Source organism: Pseudoalteromonas sp. JSTW (assembly GCF_013423925.1).
Lineage (GTDB): Bacteria > Pseudomonadota > Gammaproteobacteria > Enterobacterales > Alteromonadaceae > Pseudoalteromonas > Pseudoalteromonas lipolytica.
This window is the reverse complement of the sequence record NZ_CP058972.1, coordinates 58,753-75,039: the sequence shown is the minus strand read 5'-3', so window position 1 is coordinate 75,039 and position 16,287 is coordinate 58,753. Positions and strand designations below refer to the sequence as shown.

The following is a 16,287-nucleotide window of genomic DNA, read 5'->3' as shown; positions in this document are numbered from 1 at the left end:
TAATTACAAATCAAGTCATTACTTTTGCTTGCGACGGCGCATAAATGCAAACGGTGCAGCTAGTAAAGTTAACCATGCTAATGAACCTGAATCATCTTTATCATCATCGTCATTACTACGAATGTCATTCACTTCAACTTCAACGTTTACTGCGTCTGACATATTGCCGGCAGAATCAACAGCAATTACAGAGAATGTAAATTCACTTTGGAATTCATAATCAAGCTCGCTCGCAACACTAATAACACCATTAGTATTAACAGTAACTAAGTTGCTACCCGATACGATAAATTCAACAACTGGCGTTTCATCTGAATCAGGATCAGAGAACTCTAACGTGCCAATCACAGTACCTAAAGCAACATTCTCATCAACAGAGAAGCGTTGTCCTGAAGCTATAACAGGCTTAGATTCTGCTGGGTCTTCTGTAACTTCAATAGTAACTAGAACAGCCTCAGACATATTTTCAGCACTGTCTATCGCAGTAACCATTAATTCGATAACTGGTGTTGTATCAAAATCAATTTCACCTACAACAGTCAGGCTGCCCATTTCATCAATAGCAATACCATCATGACCTTCTACTGAGTAAGAAACAATTGGCGTAGTTTCAGCGTCTGGATCAGATGCCAAAACAGTACCAATCACTGTTCCTGACACTGCATTTTCTTGAACAGTAAACATTTGACCCGCTTCCACAACTGGCATCATTTCAGCGGCTTCATCTGCTAAGTTATTAACCATTACTGTAACCATAGCCGGTTCAGAAATATTGCCAGCAGAGTCAGTTACCACAACTTCTATCTCTATAGACACAAGTCCTGCGTCGAAATCAAGCATTGCTTCATCCATTACAACAACATCACCTTCAGAAGTTACTGAAACAGCTGTTGAATTGGAACTGAGTACAATAAACTCAGAGATAGGGTTTGCAAGATCTGCACTGTATGTTGCTTCAAGTGTGCCAATAACAGTACCTGTCGATGTATTTTCATCAACGCTAAACATTGCATCAGAAAGAACTGGGGCTGAATTTGCGTCATCACGAGGTGTTGCTACAAATGCTTTAGAACCTGAATCAGACAGGATCATGAAGTCTGCACCTGCGTTTAATAGCGTTGCTGATGCACCAGGCTCAACTGAGCTTACTGCTTCACCAGCTTCATTCACAAGTACAGCATATACATCATTAGAAGCATCAGTAAACGTATATGTTCCCATTGCAACATCGCCTGCACCTGTAGCGATTGGTGTCCATGTTTCTTCCTCTGTACGGAAGCGAACATTTGCTGAGACTTTACCAATATCTTCAGCAGTTAAACCAAAATCACCCAAGCAGCTTTGCATTGTTAAGTGATTATTACCAATGATTTGATAGATATTATTCAGCGCGCCAGAGCTGCTTCCATAACCATGTGTAAAGGTAATTGCAGTACCAGGCTCAACATCATAGAACCACTCAAGTTTACCATTTTGAACTGTTACATCGTATGTACCATCTTGGTCTATATCGAAGTCAGCCATAAAGCCACCCACATAAGAGTGAGTGATACCTTCATTCATCACTACCGTAGTTAAAGTAACAAAACCGCTTGCACAGACTTCTGTTGGCACAGCAAACGTCTCAATTGACGCGCCCACTAAATCAAAGCGTTGGTCTTCATCTATTTCATCAGTCATTACTGTTGGTGCAAATACTGGTTCAAGTGCCACTGCACCAGTATTAGTTAACGTATGAGCAAGGCCATCTTCTGTCATCACAGGAGTAAAGCTCATTGCAGCGTTTGCTTTTGGCAATACGTGATACACAAGGTGGAATGCTCTTTCACTACCATCAGAGAAGACTAACGCACCATCAAGCTCTAAGTTTGTTAAATCAGCAGTGACTGCTTGCGAGCCAATGTTATCATCCGTCAGTGTCCATTCTGGTAATGTAGTAGGGTCAATCGTTGCTGTCACATCAAATGATAGCGTTTGACCTGCAGGAACAGTGATTGTCTCTGGGTAATCTAATGAGAATGAACCACGGTCAATATCGTTTTGATAACGCTGTTCTAAAGAAAGCGAATACACTTTGACTTCATTCGAGAAGTTCTTAACTTGTACCGTTTTTGTTAATTTAACTGTTTCTGATGCATTCACTAAACCAAACGAAAGAGCCGCTTGTTTGGTATCTGCTGCCCAAGCAGCAACAGGTAAGTTTGCAGCTTTATTAACATCAACTAAACCCGCACCGATGTAACTAATTGGCGCAAGTTCAGCATCTGGGTTAAGTGCTAATGGCTCCATTGTTACGTTTAAGTTAGCGGTATTCATTAACGTTGCTTTAATTTCAAGTGCATTGCGCTCTGGTAATGCTTCTTTCAGTAAACTCACTGCACCAGCCGTGATAGGACCAGAGAACGAAGTACCTGTAGCGCCTGTTAAACCATCACCAAGACCTGGGTGAGCCGTCATAATGTTCACGCCCGGCGCGGTAATTTCTGGTTTTAATAAACCGCCCATTGATGGACCACGTGATGTAAAGTCTGCAATTGCACCAGACAATACTAAACGCTCAACAGTTAAGTTAAATGTTCCACCCGCTTTAAGCGCAGCACCTGCTGTAAATGTTACACCTACAGAAGGAATTGTGACTGCTGCATCGGCACCGCCCATAGGTGCTGGCGTGCCATCATCTGTATTATTTGCAATGACAACGAACTCTGCACCTTTTGCTTGAGCTGCTAATACTTTAACTGTGAATGCACACGCACCACGGTCAATAATCACACCTTTGCCAGTAAAATCAACGTCATCAGCAAATGCTTCACACGCTGTTTGATTTGCTTCTGGGTAAACTAATTCAATGTTGTCATTTGTGTAACTAAATGCAGTTTGTGGACCGAAGCTAGCTGGTTGAACAATAGTTTCTTCATCGTTAACTGTACCGCTAGCAACTGACTGCTCTTCTGTAGGGTGAGTCATTGCTCCAACAGACAACGCATTCTCTGTTGTACTCGGACCACCAACAATAAATGGGTATGCACCATCATTACCCGCTGAAATAACCACGTTAGTGCCTAGCTTTACAGCCTCATTAATGAAAAGTCCAACCGCGTCGTTAGCAATGTCACCATAGTCACCACCTAAAGACATATTAATGACATCTACACGATCAGAAATATCACCATCACCATCAGGGTCCATCGCATTCTCTAACGCAAGTAATTGCGCCAACCCTGGACAGTTAGCAGCACACACTGAATAAACAAATAAATCAACATTTGGTGCAATGCCATTCACAGAGTGAGATACGTGCGTACCATGGTTTGTCGTTACATCTATTGGATCCGCATCATTATTAATGTAATCGAAACCACCAAGCACTTTTCCTTGCGGCCAATCAACAGTTGTAGGGTCTGCAATGGCTGCTTCATAGGCAGCTTCAGTGCCTTCACCACCAAATGCAGTGTGCGTATAATCAATACCTGTATCTAGTACAGCAACACGTACACCTTGACCCGTCGCTAAGCCATTCGCTACAAGTGGAGTCGCTTCAATATAGTCAGCACTATCAGCTACATGTAATTTGTAATCATAGACGGGATAAATACCTTCAACTTGCGAGTTTGAAAGTAATTTTGCGATATCTTGTTTGTTACCATTCAGTACAACCGAGCTTACAAGTGTTGATGTCTTAGCTACAACTTGAACGGGTAAGTCCATACTCTGAATAGCTTGCTCTACACTGGCTTGTGCTAATTTGGCTTGTGCTTGAACTGAGGCAACATCTGCCCCTAAACTTTTTGCATTAATAGTTGCTGGCACATTTAATTTAACTAACCAACTAGTCACTTCACTGCGAGTATTTTGTTCTTTTTTACTTACCGCACTCGGTTTAATTAATTCTTTACCTGCTAGATTATATTTTGAAAAATCATTCGCTTGCGCGCTGGCACATAGTGCACTAGTCACAGCTAAAGCAACGGCTGTTCTTTTTATTAGATTATTAGACATGGGTTCCCCTGGGATATGTTATGTTATCGTCTAAATAGTGATTGAAACTACGTTTCAGTACCAATATAAAACGTAAACACAAACCAGAACAACATCTCGATTACATTATGGTTACATTACAACCTACAAAAGGTGCCAATGTTAATCTACCCCATTGTTTTAATTGAGCTTTGACATCATAAATTTGATGTAAACGTTTGTAAACGAAAGTAGTATTTTTAGAGTAGAGTAAGGCACAATGAACTCAGAAGTCATTAACATACTAACGATGGCAAAGGTTATACAAACCGCTGTCGCTCCAGTCTTTTTAATCACCGGTATTGCGGCAACCTTAGGTGTTTTATCAAATCGTTTAGCGCGTATTACAGACCGCGCTAGGCAGTTAGAGCGAAAGCTAAAAGTCAGTACCGACGAAGAGTTCAATAAGTCACTGACCACAGAATTAAGAGCCCTGCTAAAACGTTCTCGCTGTATTCATATTGCATTTAGTGCAAGTGTATTAAGTGCTTTGCTCGTGTGCGCCGTGGTTATGTGTTTATTTTTATCACACATTCACTCTATCAACTTAAGTGTGACCATTGCCAGTTGCTTTGTGGCTGCGATGGCACTGCTCATTTGTGGCTTTTTATCGTTACTTGGCGAAGTTTTCTTAGCAACACGTAGCATGCGACGCGGGATGATCTTCGCTGACATTGATATTAATGATTAAATTAAACTTAAGTTAAGATTAACCGCATTACACTTGAATAAAACACCTAGCTAAGATACAACTCAAACAGTTTATCTTTATGACATCTAAAGGGGCAAAAGGAATGAAATTAAAACACTTAGTATTAGGTACCATGTTATCGACACTGGCACTAGGCGCAACAGCAAGCACCGTATTCGAAGAACCTAGCGACGCGATTGAATACCGCCAAGCTGCGTTTTCTATGATCCGTGTACAAATTGGTGATATGGGCGACATGTTAAAAGGAAAAGTCCCTTTTGATGCTGAGCGCTTCCAAATGCGAGCAAATAATGCTGCCGCTTTATCAAAAATGCCATGGGAAGCATTTGTTGCAGGTTCAGACAAAGGCGAAACATCAGCGCTTCCCGCGGTGTGGAGCGATAACGATACTTTTATGAAAAAAGCAGTCGCTTTCCAGCAATATGCGGATGAACTTGCGGTTGCAGCAAAAAGTGGTGATCAGAAAGTAATTGGTAAAGCATTCGGTGCGTGGGCTAAAGGATGTAAAGACTGTCATAAGTCATTTAAAGACTAGTCAACGACATTAAAAAAGGCGCCGTCTGCGCCTTTTTTAACACTTAACTCACTCAACTCACTTAATTAAACAAATAACTTAATGGCTCAGCACCCCATGTGGTAAAAAGTACCACTAAACACAGCGCAAAAATAACGAATGCAAGCAAGGGTGATTTTGTCACAGGCTCAGTCACAGAGACTTGCTCACTACTGCCCGTCAGCATTGGTTTAACGAGGTTCTTGCCTTTAATGCGATATATCACAATCGCAATTACATGCAGCACAATAGCATACAGTAAAATATCAAAGTTCAGGTGATGTAACCAACCAGCAAACTCAACCGTGTCCGTAGATACATATTTAACAAGCGGTCCATCGGTAAGTATGTCATCGCTGGTCATCAATCCTGAGCCTAGTTGCGCCAAAATTAATATAAAAAACGCAATGACCATATAGCTGCCGGCAGCCCCGTGACCAGCTTTATGCTCATTATTTTTAAATGACTTAATTGCCGCAATCGGTGAATGTATCAATGAGGACAGCTTGGCTGTTTTACTGCCAATAACTCCCCATATAAGACGCGTGATTATGAGCGCTAGCGTGAAATACCCAGTTGCAAAATGTAGCTCCAGCATGCCTTCTTCAGCACTAAAATAAAGCGTTGCAATTGCAACAACTAATAACCAATGAAAGCTTCTTATAAAGCCATCCCATACTTTCACTTTAGACATGATAACGCTCCCTATGAAATATACTCAAAGCACTTAAAAAGACCAGAACCGGCAAGGCATTGGGGTATACATTATTGCAAACTTCGGTTATTTTGACACGCCTCTATTACAGGTGTTTTGATCTGAGCCATAACAACAAGTAAGAGCGATAAAATGCAAAAACCTATTCTCAAAGCGTTATTAAAAGGCTTTTTCGACATGCTCCCGCTATGTTTAGCCGTCATCCCATGGGGCATTCTGTGTGGCTCTTTAGCAATCCAAAATGGTTTTAGTGCGTTTGAAACACAAGCAATGTCACTACTCGTATTTGCCGGTTCTGCGCAGTTAGTCGCGATTGAATTAATGGCTGGCAATACCCCCTTACTCACTATTTTATTTACCACGCTTATTATAAGTTCAAGACACTTTTTGTATGGCCTAGCCATCCGCCATAAAGTCATTGATCAACCATTTGGTTGGCGTTTACCTGTCAGCTTTGTTTTAACCGATGAGTTATTTGCTTTTTCGCATCACCCTAAAGCCTACCAAACAAAGCTGCGCCTTATTTATGCTTTAAGTGCTGGCTTTAGTTTTTATATCGCATGGAACATATGGACATTGCTTGGTATTGTTGCTGGCAGCTTATTGCCCGATTTAACAAACCTAGGCCTTGATTTTGCTATTGCCGCCACTTTTATTGCATTAGTGGTGCCAGGGGTGAAAAACCTCGCAACTCTTGCCACCGTCGTCACCGCAGGAGTCGTTGCAACCCTCCTTAAAAGCCACGGTTTTCAGTTATGGTTAGTAACAGCAGCACTGATTGCTATGTCGGTTGGGTACGCAATTAGCCGCTGGCAAGCAAAAGAGGAGCATAGTGCATGATGACCACGATTGTATTAATGGCGTGTATTACTTTTTTTACGCGTTACTTGTTTCTACACCGCGCTTTGCCTTTTAAGGTAGGCCCTAAAATGCAGCAGTTTTTGAGTTTTAGTGCTCCTGCCGTGCTCACTGCTATTTGGGTGCCCATTGTATTTATTAATGATGAAGGGATTAATTTAGATTGGCAAAATCCCTACCTAATTGCTGCAGTACTTTCCGTTATTGTGGCTTACAAAACACACAACATTTACTACACAACACTGGCAGGGATGGGATTATTTATAATCTTGAGCTAACGCAACTTATACGCTGGCGAGCAAAATAGCGCGGCTTTTCTCAAGTGTCACTTGCTCACGCTCACCCAGTGCAGTCATACCATGGCGCTCTAACTGCGCAACAAGCTTATCTGCCACACTGTCGTCTAAGTTATAATCGCTCAAACGTGTTGGCATTTTAACACTGTGGAAGAAAGCTTCCGTTGCAGCTATCGCGTGTTCAATTGCCGCCTCTTCATTGGTAATATCCAGTCCCAGCACACGTTCTGCATATTGTAGTAACTTACCGCGCTTAGTGTCTTTTTGCTCAGCCATCATGCGTGGTAATACAATCGCTAGGGTTTGCGCATGATCAAGGCCGTACACTGCTGTCATTTCATGCCCTATCATATGTGTTGCCCAATCTTGAGGTACGCCCGCACCAATCAACCCATTTAATGCCATTGTTGCTGACCACATAATATTAGCGCGCACCTGATAATTTTCTGGCTCTGAGAATGCTTTAGGCCCTTCTTCAATGAGGGTCATTAAAATTCCTTCGGCAAAGCGGTCTTGCAACTTTGCACCTACATCATACGTAAGGTATTGCTCCATAGTATGTACAAATGCGTCAACAATCCCGTTAGTCACTTGGCGCTCTGGTAATGAAAACGTTACTGCGGGGTCAAGTACCGCAAAACGAGGGCGCACATACTCACTGGCAAATGGAAGTTTATCGTGAGTTTCAAGGTTTGAGACAACACTAAAGGTATTCGACTCAGACCCCGTTGCAGGCAAGGTCAGTACCACACCGAGTGCAACCGCCGATTTTACTTCTGCGCCGTTTGCTAAAATATCCCAAGGCTCACCCGTGAATTCAGCCGCAGCGGCAATAAACTTACTGCCATCAACCACAGAACCCCCACCTACAGCCAGAATGAAATCAATCTGCTTTTCTTTAACAAGCTCTACGGCTTTCATACAGGTTTGGTAACTTGGGTTTGGCTCAATACCTGCAAACTCAAACCACGTATGCTCACTTAATGCTGCTTTAACCTGATCATAAACGCCATTTTTCTTAATGCTGCCACCACCATAAGTGACGAGTACTTTGGCATTTTTAGGGATTTCTGACTGAATCTCTTTAATCTGTTGCTCACCAAAATGAATCTTGGTTGGGTTTTCAAAACTAAAATTTAACATGTGGCTTCCTCATCGTTGATGTGAGTTTTTATCAGTGAATAAACCATTTTAGTTATTTTTATATAGGGATAAAGCGGTAAAATAGATAATCACTTTTGCAGTAATGCAATAATAATTAACGTAAACTCACACTAGCTAGAAATCTTAGGATATGAATATGTGGCAAGGTTTAGACGAATTTTTATATGTTGTTGAGCAAGGGAGCTTTACCCATGCAGCCAAGGCGATGGAGGTCTCTACTTCACATATTAGTAGGCAAATTCAACAACTTGAAAACCGCTTAGGGTCAGTCCTTTTTCAGCGTACCACGCGAAAAATAAGCCTGACAGAGGCCGGAAAAGAATATGCGATCAAACTTAAAGCAATCCGGCAAGAGCTTATCGATGCGAATAACCAGTTACAGGGTGAGCAACGCCAACCTAAAGGGCTTATTCGTATTACAGGTGCCGGTGAATTTGTTGCCAATCAAGTTGCACCGAAAGTTGCCGAATTTGTCAAACGCTACCCAGAGGTCGAAGTCGAAATCGACTTCAATAGCCGTAATGTCAATTTAGTTGAAGAGGGCTTTGACTTAGCCGTTCGTTTTGGCCGCATGGAAGACTCCAATCTTATCGCCAGACCTCTTTGCAAGCGAATAATGACGCTTGTCGCAAGCCCTGAATACCTAGCCAACCATCCACGCTTAACGCACCCTTATGAGTTGACTGAACACAATTGCCTAATCGCGATGAGAAAACGTTGGCGTTTTAACATTGATGAACACATCAAAGAAGTCCGTATAAATGGCAATTGGCGCAGCAATCACCCTCAAGCCATTCTAAGTGCAGCTATTGCTGGCATCGGAATCGCGCATTTGGCACACGACATTGTTGAGCCCTATATTGCAAAAGGGCAACTTGTAACAGTGCTGGATGACTTTCAAGTCAGCGACAACGCCTCTTGGTTGGTGTATCCGCGCAAAGATCTCTTGCCTTACCGCGTACGTTTACTAATTGAGCACCTTACCAATGAATTCGCTGAATAAAATTCACACTTTCAGAAATAAGGCAAGCGGGTTAGAATCAATCAAATAATAATAAAAAGTCACTATTATGAACGAATTTTATCAACTCTCAGCAACCAACTTACAAGGCCAAACGGTTCACTTTTCTGATTTCGAAAATAAAGTCGTTTTAGTCGTCAATACAGCGAGCAAGTGTGGTTTTACACCACAATACGAAGGCCTGCAAAAATTGCACGAAAAATACCATGATCAAGGCCTCATTATTATTGGCTTTCCGTGTAATCAGTTTGGTAAACAAGAGCCCGGTGACGCAAAAGAAATTAAGGAAGGCTGCCTCATCAACTATGGCGTGAGTTTCTTAATGATGAGTAAGGTGGATGTCAATGGTGAACATGCTCACCCTGTCTTTAGGCACCTAAAATCAGAACTACCGGGCTTTATCACCCGTAAAATAAAGTGGAACTTTACAAAGTTTCTGATTGGTAGGCATGGTAAAGCAATTAAACGATTCGCGCCCCTCACTAAACCAGAACACATCGAGTCTGCAATTATTACAGCACTGAGCAAATAAACCTCGAACCAAAAAGCAATAAAGAGGCAATAGCCTCTTTATCTAAATTTATGCTTAGTCGTTCATGTACTCATCAAAGTCGTCTTCGCCTAAGTTTCTGCGCAAGCGTTTTTGCTCAAGATAGTCTTCCAACTTCTTCTTAACGCGTTGCTTTTTCTTGTCGTGTTGATTACGCCCGACCATTTCGTACTCGTCTTCAACAAAATCGTCATCTAGCGCATCATAACTAAATGTCTTACCCACAACCCACTCCATAAAGTGTTTGAGACCAATTCAGGAGATTAAAATTTGCTCTGTGAATTGGCAAAGATTAAAAAGCTCAGTGGTTATTTAGTATGTAAAAAACCACCAAAATAAAGCCACACCGCCATGCTAAAGTGGCGATATGTCAATATTGTGAATAAATAGCGCTAAATTTGATTTCTGAAAAGTGAGAGTTTTTTATCGTTTCGATAAAACACATTTATCCATGTGTGTTTTTTAGTTAATTTGACTAAAAAATGGCTAAAAAACCAAACAGCTTTCATTTTAAAAAACCACAAAAACAACATAACTCAATGAAAATAAACACAATAAAAACCTTGGCATTAAGTTTGATTATTTATTTTCGTCATTTCAAACAGGAAAGAAAAAAATGAAAAAGTTATTGTTAGTAAGTTCTTTATTTATCGCAACCAGCGCTATGGCTCATAACGATAATGATACGCATATTTCATTCAGTGGTGAGCAATGTGATGTTGAGTTCAAGAACGATGTTCGCATCACGCCAAACGAATTAGAAGTGTTCACTACTGATAACCGCACAATGAAAATCATTGATCAAAATAACTTATACATTGATGGCGAAAACATATCGCTGAATGCATCTCAACAACAAGCTATTGCAAATTACTCAGATAGCTTACGTAGCCAACTACCCGAAGTGGCAAACATTGCTCTAGAGGGTGTGAAAATTGCCGGTGTTGCAATTGAAGAAGTGGCAAACGCATTCAACATTAGTGGCTTTGATGACATCTCGGAATTAATGGATGAGATTAGTGTAGAAGTGCAAAATACCTTTTACCAACAAGGTGCATTCACCATGGGTCAGCAAAGTTTTGAAAAGTTTGGTCAAAATTTTGATGAACAATTCGACCAACAAATTGAGTCTGCAGTTGAATCGGCAATGATGCAATCAATGGGCAGTATTTTAGTTGCGCTAGGCTCTGAGCTTCTTGGCTCGGGTGGTGATATGGACACGTTTGAACAGCGCATGGAAAACATGGGTGAACAAATCGAAGCGCGTGTAGAAACACAAGCAGCGCAACTTGAAAAACGTGCCGACGCATTGTGTGGCAGCTTTGCCGATATTGCTCACAAAGAGCAACAGCTCGTTGCTTTAGTGCCACAACTCAAAGAATACCAACTGTTCACGTTCAAACAGAACACCCTGTAATGCATTAACATCCCTGAACCAATCTACTTGGTCTTATGGCGCAGAGCTTGCTCTGCGCTTTTTTTATTTTTTTGCAAGTACGGTTAGTTGTGACAACGTTTTGAGCGCGTCTTCCAAACGCTCTGACCAAGGCAAACCATAGCTTAATCGAAAACAGCTGCGGTATTTTTTCCCCGCCGAAAAAATAAGCCCAGGAGTAATACTAATCCCCGCATCTAATGCTAAATGGAATAGTTTAACGGCATCATATTGGCTCCCTAAGTCCACCCAAATAACACACCCTCCCTGCGGGTTACTAATACGTGCACAACTTGGCATATATTGCTGCAGGCACCAAATCATTCGCTCTTTGTTGGCACTTAGTCGCTGGCGTAATAAACGAATATTTCTGTCATATTCACCACTGGCAATAAATTCATACAAGGTCCATTGATTGATCAATGGCGCTGAGCAGCTCAAGGCTCGTTTAAAACGTCTGGCTTGTTCAGCAAACTGGCCCGCAATAATCCAACCAATCCGATAACTCGGCGCAGCCGTTTTTGAAAATGAGGCGCAGGTGATCACCAATCCTTTTTTAGAGTAAGCCTGCGCTGGTGTAGCACGTTTTGCGGTGTAATGTAGGTCACCGTATACATCATCCTCTATCAGCACAACATCACGAGCCTCAAGTAAAGCGACCAGCTGTTCACGCTTACTATCAGGCATAAAACTCCCCACGGGGTTATTCAATGAGGTAGAGAACACGCATGCTCTTATATCATGCTCATCTAGCGCCTGTTGTAAGTCATCTAACCAAATGCCTTCATCTGGGCATAGTGGGATTTCCAGCGCTTTCAATCCTAAACTTTCAATTAACTCAATGATGCCAAAGTAACAAGGTGATTCAATCGCAATCACATCACCAGGTTTTGCCACGCATTTTAGTGCAATGGCAAGCGCTTCTTGTGCCCCATTGGTGATCACCAATTCATCGCTCGCCACACCAATTCCGAAATCTAAATAACGATGAATCAATTGCTTTTTTAACGGAGCAAAGCCATCCATCGGCCCATAATTAATTACCGTAGCTCCGGCCAATGTCATCACTCGGCGCATCGTTCGTGCTAATGCTTTATCGGTGGGTGCCGCAGCAATTGGATTAGCAATACCAAACGGGACAACATTGGCTTTGTGAATTGCGCTATAAACTTGCTCTATCAGCGCTTGCTTGTTGACAGTCATTGGCTCGCGGCTTAATTTCACGCGCTTGGGTCTTGATTGATTTAACTGCGATGATTTTAAAAAGTATCCCGACTTCTCTCTCGCTTCAATCAACCCTTGCCCCTCAAGAAGCTGATAGGCCTGCTTAACGGTAGGAATACTGACATTAAGCTTTTCAGCCATTTTTCGCAATGAAGGGAGTTTTTCACCGGGTAATAACGATCCCTGTGACGATAAATCTCTTACTAACTGAGTCACTTGCTGATACAAGAACTCACTGTTACTGCGACTGATCACTTGTGACATAGCCCACCAAACTGTATAGGTTGCATTTGTAGTTTTCTGTATATGTTAAGTATACAGAATCAACTTAAAATAAACACACTTACCCTATTTAGGCAATAAAGATGAAAAGCGCCGCTCTTTACCTTGCAACTGTATTGATCTGGGGATCAACGTGGCTGGCTATTGAGTTTCAATTAGGTGATGTCGCCGTTGAAATTTCTTTGTTCTATCGTTTTGCGATTGCCGCCATTTTAATGTGGGCATTTGTGTTATTTAAAAACCTGCCGATGCGTTATTCATGGCGTGATCATGGTTTTTTTACCCTACTGGCATTATTTAACTTTGGTTTGAACTACCTAACACTGTATTGGGCACAAAACTACCTTAGTTCTGCCATGGCCTCCATTGCATTCTCAATGCTATTAGTGATGAATATTATTAATACCCGACTGTTTTTTTCGAAACCAATCGCCAAGCGAATTTACGTTGGCGCATTGTTAGGCGTTTTGGGTATCGCCAGCTTGTTTTGGCCACAAATTCAGCAGTTCGACTTGAGTAATGGTACGTTGGTCGGGTTACTACTTGCGCTGTCAGGGACCTTTGTGGCTTCATTAGGTAATATGATCAGCGTCCGCAATTCTCAGCGTGATATTGGCGTTATGCAGGGGAATGCATGGGGCATGCTTTACAGTGCTATTGGCTTAGCCGTGTATGTATTAATAAGCGACGTGCAACTGACATTCACTGCACCTGCAAGTTACTGGGTATCGCTACTTTACTTAGCCATATTTGGCACTGTCATCGCATTTGCTTGTTATTTTGCGCTGTTGAAAAATATTGGTCCCGAGCGCGCCAGTTACGTCATTGTATTATTTCCTCTGGTTGCAGTCGTACTGAGTACATTGTTTGAAGGGTTTGAGTGGCAAACCAACACATTTATAGGGTTTAGTTTAGTGCTATTTGGCAATGCCATTGTATTAACGCCCACACAACGAATTAAAGCGTTTTTTGCTACAAGAAATAATCTGCAAAATCGCTCTGTCCCCAGTTAGAAGTGATTATGTCACCTCTAACACCAAGCGCCTGCTAAAAATAGCAGGCGCTTTTTTATGGTAAATGAAAACGTAATGCTTGGTGATACATGACAACTTTTGCAGGTGTCACACCGACCAACTCGCCATCAGCCTCTATTAGTAAACCGGCAGTGTGTATTTCGGCACGAGACAAACGGCAGTATTGAAGCTCGTTTAAGTTATGATGTTTTACAAAAATGAGATGTAAAAAACTGCGTAAATTCTTCACTAAGTTACCTGCTGGCATGCGATAACACTCAAGCTCTCCATCATTCAATATGGCATGAGGCGCAATTTTTAAGCCTCCACCAAAATAATGATGGTTAGCAAATAAAGTCACTAAATTAGTGAACTCTTCATGCTTGTCGGCAAATACCCCTGATAAAGACTTTGCTTGAAAAGAAAATAACTGTTTAATGCCCTGCCATAGATAACCAAACGCAGTAAACCGCCCCACTTGATTTAATTGACTAACAACATCCGCATCAAAACCGACCCCAGCCACATTAATAAAATACCGCTGATTAATTTTCCCAACATCAATTAACTGAGTATGGCCTGAAAAGACAGCGTCTCGCCATTGTTGCGGCTTAAAAGCAAAGCCTCGCGCAAAGTCATTACCGGTCCCTGCTGGCAATAAGGCAATTGAACAATCACAACCAAACAGTGCATTAATGGCTAAATGCAGTGAACCATCGCCACCAATAACAACAGCCTGATTAACGTGCTTTGCAAGATTCGCAATTGCTTTATGGTCACTTTCAAAGTGTCCCGTGGTAAAGAAAAGTTGCGGCTCAATGTGCCGTAATGTGCATTCGTTTAATAACCATTCGACACTTTGCTTAGTATTTTTTTTGTCACTTGGCTTTATTATTATTAACATCAACTATCACTTCATCTTCTCAGTAAGAAACCCCTTTTTATTCAAATTAAATTAATCTGAATAAATACTCAATTTGAAACTTTAAAAACGCATAAAACAAAGTTTCAAAATCTAAAAACCCTTATAAACAAGGGTTTTAGAGCGAACTCCCTTAGCATAATTATTCAAAAAACAATGAGACACGTAACTTAACCCACCGTTAACAAGGCACATTCAGATAAGAAAAAGTTATCCGGTAGACTCAAATTTTATCGTTTTATTTTTGTTCACTTTGCCTGCAAAATACCCATGTTTTCAACCAAACACAATCTGGAGCAAAGTAATGAACCCAATTAACACTTTAAATCAAAATGCTGCAACTCATGTTGCCGTAAAACCAACTAACCGCAAAGCAAAAATGTTGGCAAAACTTAATCGCTACGGCAAAAAGCTAGCGCTTGGCGGTGCAGTACAATATAAGTAATCCCCAACCATGGTTACTTTTTAGGTGCAGCAAACACCCAACCACTAACGAAGCATCTTCTTTAGCTCCTCGTTTGCTGCTCCCCTCTTTTTAAAAGCACTAAAACAGCAAAAATTTAAAGCTTTTTACAAAAAACACCGTCTTTACGCTCAAAAAACAAGCAAACGAACTTTTTCCTATTTACACAACCGATTCAGCTAAGTATTATTCTCGCAACACTTTGTGGAGAGATGGCAGAGTGGTCGAATGCACCGGTCTTGAAAACCGGCAGGGGTTTGTAGCCCCTCTAGGGTTCAAATCCCTATCTCTCCACCACTTATTTTTATTTGTTGATAATTATCAGCAAGTTACAATCTGAATTATGCGTTGGAGAGGTGGCCGAGTGGCCGAAGGCGCTCCCCTGCTAAGGGAGTATAGGGTTTGTAGCTCTATCGAGGGTTCGAATCCCTCCTTCTCCACCATTTTATTATTAAAAACCGCTTTTTAGCGGTTTTTTTATGCCCAAAAACTTGCACCTTTTATTGTTAATCATGCATGCTAAGTCTCAGTTAAATTATCGGTGAGACGCCATGATCAGTTCAGCTTTGTTAACTTTAACATTACTGTTAGGCGCGAATAGCAGCCAAGCAACTGTCTATAAATGCATGATAAAGGGTGTTGCCACTTTCTCAGAGCAACCCTGTGGAAAAGACGCCACTATCATAAAAATCAACCTTCCCCCTAAACAACTCACCGATAATACAAAAAAACAGCCTGAGCTAAGCGTTGATGACTACCTACAAGTCCAAGAAATCGATCGCAAAATTCAACAACTAGAATTAGAACGTAAAAACCTAAAGCAACAACAGCGCGAACGAATAGAAAAACTTAAGTTAATGACTCAAGATGCGGCGAACAGATTAGGTGCAGATTCGATTGACGATGCAATAAGTAAACAAAGTAAGCGCATAAATTCATACTATGAAAACCAACTTACGCAATTTGCACAACAGATAAAACAATTAGAAGAGCGTAAAAAGCAACTGAAAGGCACACAAACCCCCTAATTTTCCTAAACTGGTCAGGCATGATATAACAATT

Annotated in this window: 16 protein-coding genes and 2 tRNA genes; 12 read left to right on the top strand and 6 right to left on the bottom strand. The window is 41.4% G+C overall.

The window, feature by feature from the left end:
* Positions 1–18: 18 nt before the first annotated feature.
* Positions 19–3,999, bottom strand: a complete 3,981-nt coding sequence (locus GZH31_RS00395) for a S8 family serine peptidase (protein ID WP_075594399.1) — start codon at positions 3,997–3,999, stop codon at positions 19–21.
* Positions 4,000–4,237: 238 nt separating this feature from the next.
* On the opposite strand from GZH31_RS00395, the gene GZH31_RS00390 reads away from it, so the two are divergent.
* Together GZH31_RS00390 and GZH31_RS00385 are read left to right on the top strand one after the other, a co-directional pair.
* On the top strand, positions 4,238–4,708 hold the full coding sequence (locus GZH31_RS00390; protein ID WP_036974373.1) for a DUF2721 domain-containing protein: 471 nt from the start codon (positions 4,238–4,240) through the stop codon (positions 4,706–4,708).
* 103 nt (positions 4,709–4,811) lie between these two features.
* Positions 4,812–5,264 carry a cytochrome c gene (locus GZH31_RS00385; RefSeq protein ID WP_036974371.1) on the top strand — a complete coding sequence of 151 codons (453 nt, stop codon included), beginning with the start codon at positions 4,812–4,814 and terminating at the stop codon, positions 5,262–5,264.
* A 61-nt stretch (positions 5,265–5,325) separates the two neighbouring features.
* Here GZH31_RS00385 and GZH31_RS00380 read toward each other — a convergent pair whose 3' ends face one another.
* Positions 5,326–5,976 carry a cytochrome b/b6 domain-containing protein gene (locus GZH31_RS00380; protein WP_036974369.1) on the bottom strand — a complete coding sequence of 217 codons (651 nt, stop codon included), beginning with the start codon at positions 5,974–5,976 and terminating at the stop codon, positions 5,326–5,328.
* Between the two features lie 153 nt (positions 5,977–6,129).
* Between GZH31_RS00380 and GZH31_RS00375 the strand changes: the two genes are divergently transcribed.
* Positions 6,130–6,837 (top strand): AzlC family ABC transporter permease, encoded by a 708-nt coding sequence (locus GZH31_RS00375; protein WP_036974367.1) that lies wholly within the window; start codon positions 6,130–6,132, stop codon positions 6,835–6,837.
* Complete coding sequence (locus GZH31_RS00370; protein ID WP_074989611.1) at positions 6,834–7,133, top strand: AzlD domain-containing protein; 300 nt, start codon at positions 6,834–6,836, stop codon at positions 7,131–7,133. Before GZH31_RS00375 ends, GZH31_RS00370 begins: the two co-directional genes overlap by 4 nt.
* Positions 7,134–7,139: 6 nt before the next feature.
* On the opposite strand, the gene GZH31_RS00365 is transcribed toward GZH31_RS00370, so the two are convergent.
* The gene (locus GZH31_RS00365; RefSeq protein ID WP_036974363.1) at positions 7,140–8,294 is read right to left on the bottom strand and encodes an iron-containing alcohol dehydrogenase; all 1,155 of its coding nucleotides are present in this window, start codon (positions 8,292–8,294) and stop codon (positions 7,140–7,142) included.
* A gap of 151 nt (positions 8,295–8,445) precedes the next feature.
* Here GZH31_RS00365 and GZH31_RS00360 point away from each other — a divergent pair, with 151 nt between their 5' ends.
* Positions 8,446–9,318 (top strand): LysR family transcriptional regulator, encoded by an 873-nt coding sequence (locus GZH31_RS00360; protein WP_036974361.1) that lies wholly within the window; start codon positions 8,446–8,448, stop codon positions 9,316–9,318.
* Between the two features lie 67 nt (positions 9,319–9,385).
* Positions 9,386–9,868: a glutathione peroxidase gene (locus GZH31_RS00355; RefSeq protein ID WP_180311277.1), complete on the top strand. Its 483-nt coding sequence runs from the start codon at positions 9,386–9,388 to the stop codon at positions 9,866–9,868.
* A gap of 54 nt (positions 9,869–9,922) precedes the next feature.
* Here the strand turns inward: GZH31_RS00355 and GZH31_RS00350 are convergent, their stop codons facing one another.
* Positions 9,923–10,111 (bottom strand): PA3496 family putative envelope integrity protein, encoded by a 189-nt coding sequence (locus GZH31_RS00350; RefSeq protein ID WP_036974357.1) that lies wholly within the window; start codon positions 10,109–10,111, stop codon positions 9,923–9,925.
* Positions 10,112–10,502: 391 nt separating this feature from the next.
* Between GZH31_RS00350 and GZH31_RS00345 the strand changes: the two genes are divergently transcribed.
* Positions 10,503–11,303, top strand: coding sequence for a YggN family protein (locus tag GZH31_RS00345; RefSeq protein ID WP_180311276.1), 801 nt, complete (start codon positions 10,503–10,505; stop codon positions 11,301–11,303).
* A gap of 63 nt (positions 11,304–11,366) precedes the next feature.
* On the opposite strand, the gene GZH31_RS00340 is transcribed toward GZH31_RS00345, so the two are convergent.
* A complete protein-coding gene (locus GZH31_RS00340; RefSeq protein ID WP_180311612.1) occupies positions 11,367–12,800 on the bottom strand; it encodes a PLP-dependent aminotransferase family protein in 1,434 nt (477 codons plus the stop codon).
* A 110-nt stretch (positions 12,801–12,910) separates the two neighbouring features.
* On the opposite strand from GZH31_RS00340, the gene GZH31_RS00335 reads away from it, so the two are divergent.
* Positions 12,911–13,840, top strand: coding sequence for a DMT family transporter (locus tag GZH31_RS00335; RefSeq protein WP_180311275.1), 930 nt, complete (start codon positions 12,911–12,913; stop codon positions 13,838–13,840).
* A gap of 55 nt (positions 13,841–13,895) precedes the next feature.
* On the opposite strand, the gene GZH31_RS00330 is transcribed toward GZH31_RS00335, so the two are convergent.
* On the bottom strand, positions 13,896–14,744 hold the full coding sequence (locus GZH31_RS00330; RefSeq protein ID WP_036974456.1) for a diacylglycerol kinase family protein: 849 nt from the start codon (positions 14,742–14,744) through the stop codon (positions 13,896–13,898).
* A 322-nt stretch (positions 14,745–15,066) separates the two neighbouring features.
* On the opposite strand from GZH31_RS00330, the gene GZH31_RS00325 reads away from it, so the two are divergent.
* The 4 genes from GZH31_RS00325 (at position 15,067) to GZH31_RS00310 (ending at position 16,253) form a co-directional block, all read left to right on the top strand.
* Positions 15,067–15,207 (top strand): hypothetical protein, encoded by a 141-nt coding sequence (locus tag GZH31_RS00325; RefSeq protein WP_162898013.1) that lies wholly within the window; start codon positions 15,067–15,069, stop codon positions 15,205–15,207.
* Positions 15,208–15,431: 224 nt separating this feature from the next.
* Positions 15,432–15,522, top strand: a tRNA-Ser gene (locus GZH31_RS00320).
* A gap of 53 nt (positions 15,523–15,575) precedes the next feature.
* Positions 15,576–15,668 (top strand) — tRNA-Ser (locus GZH31_RS00315).
* Between the two features lie 108 nt (positions 15,669–15,776).
* Positions 15,777–16,253 carry a DUF4124 domain-containing protein gene (locus GZH31_RS00310; protein ID WP_075594403.1) on the top strand — a complete coding sequence of 159 codons (477 nt, stop codon included), beginning with the start codon at positions 15,777–15,779 and terminating at the stop codon, positions 16,251–16,253.
* Positions 16,254–16,287 lie beyond the last annotated feature (34 nt).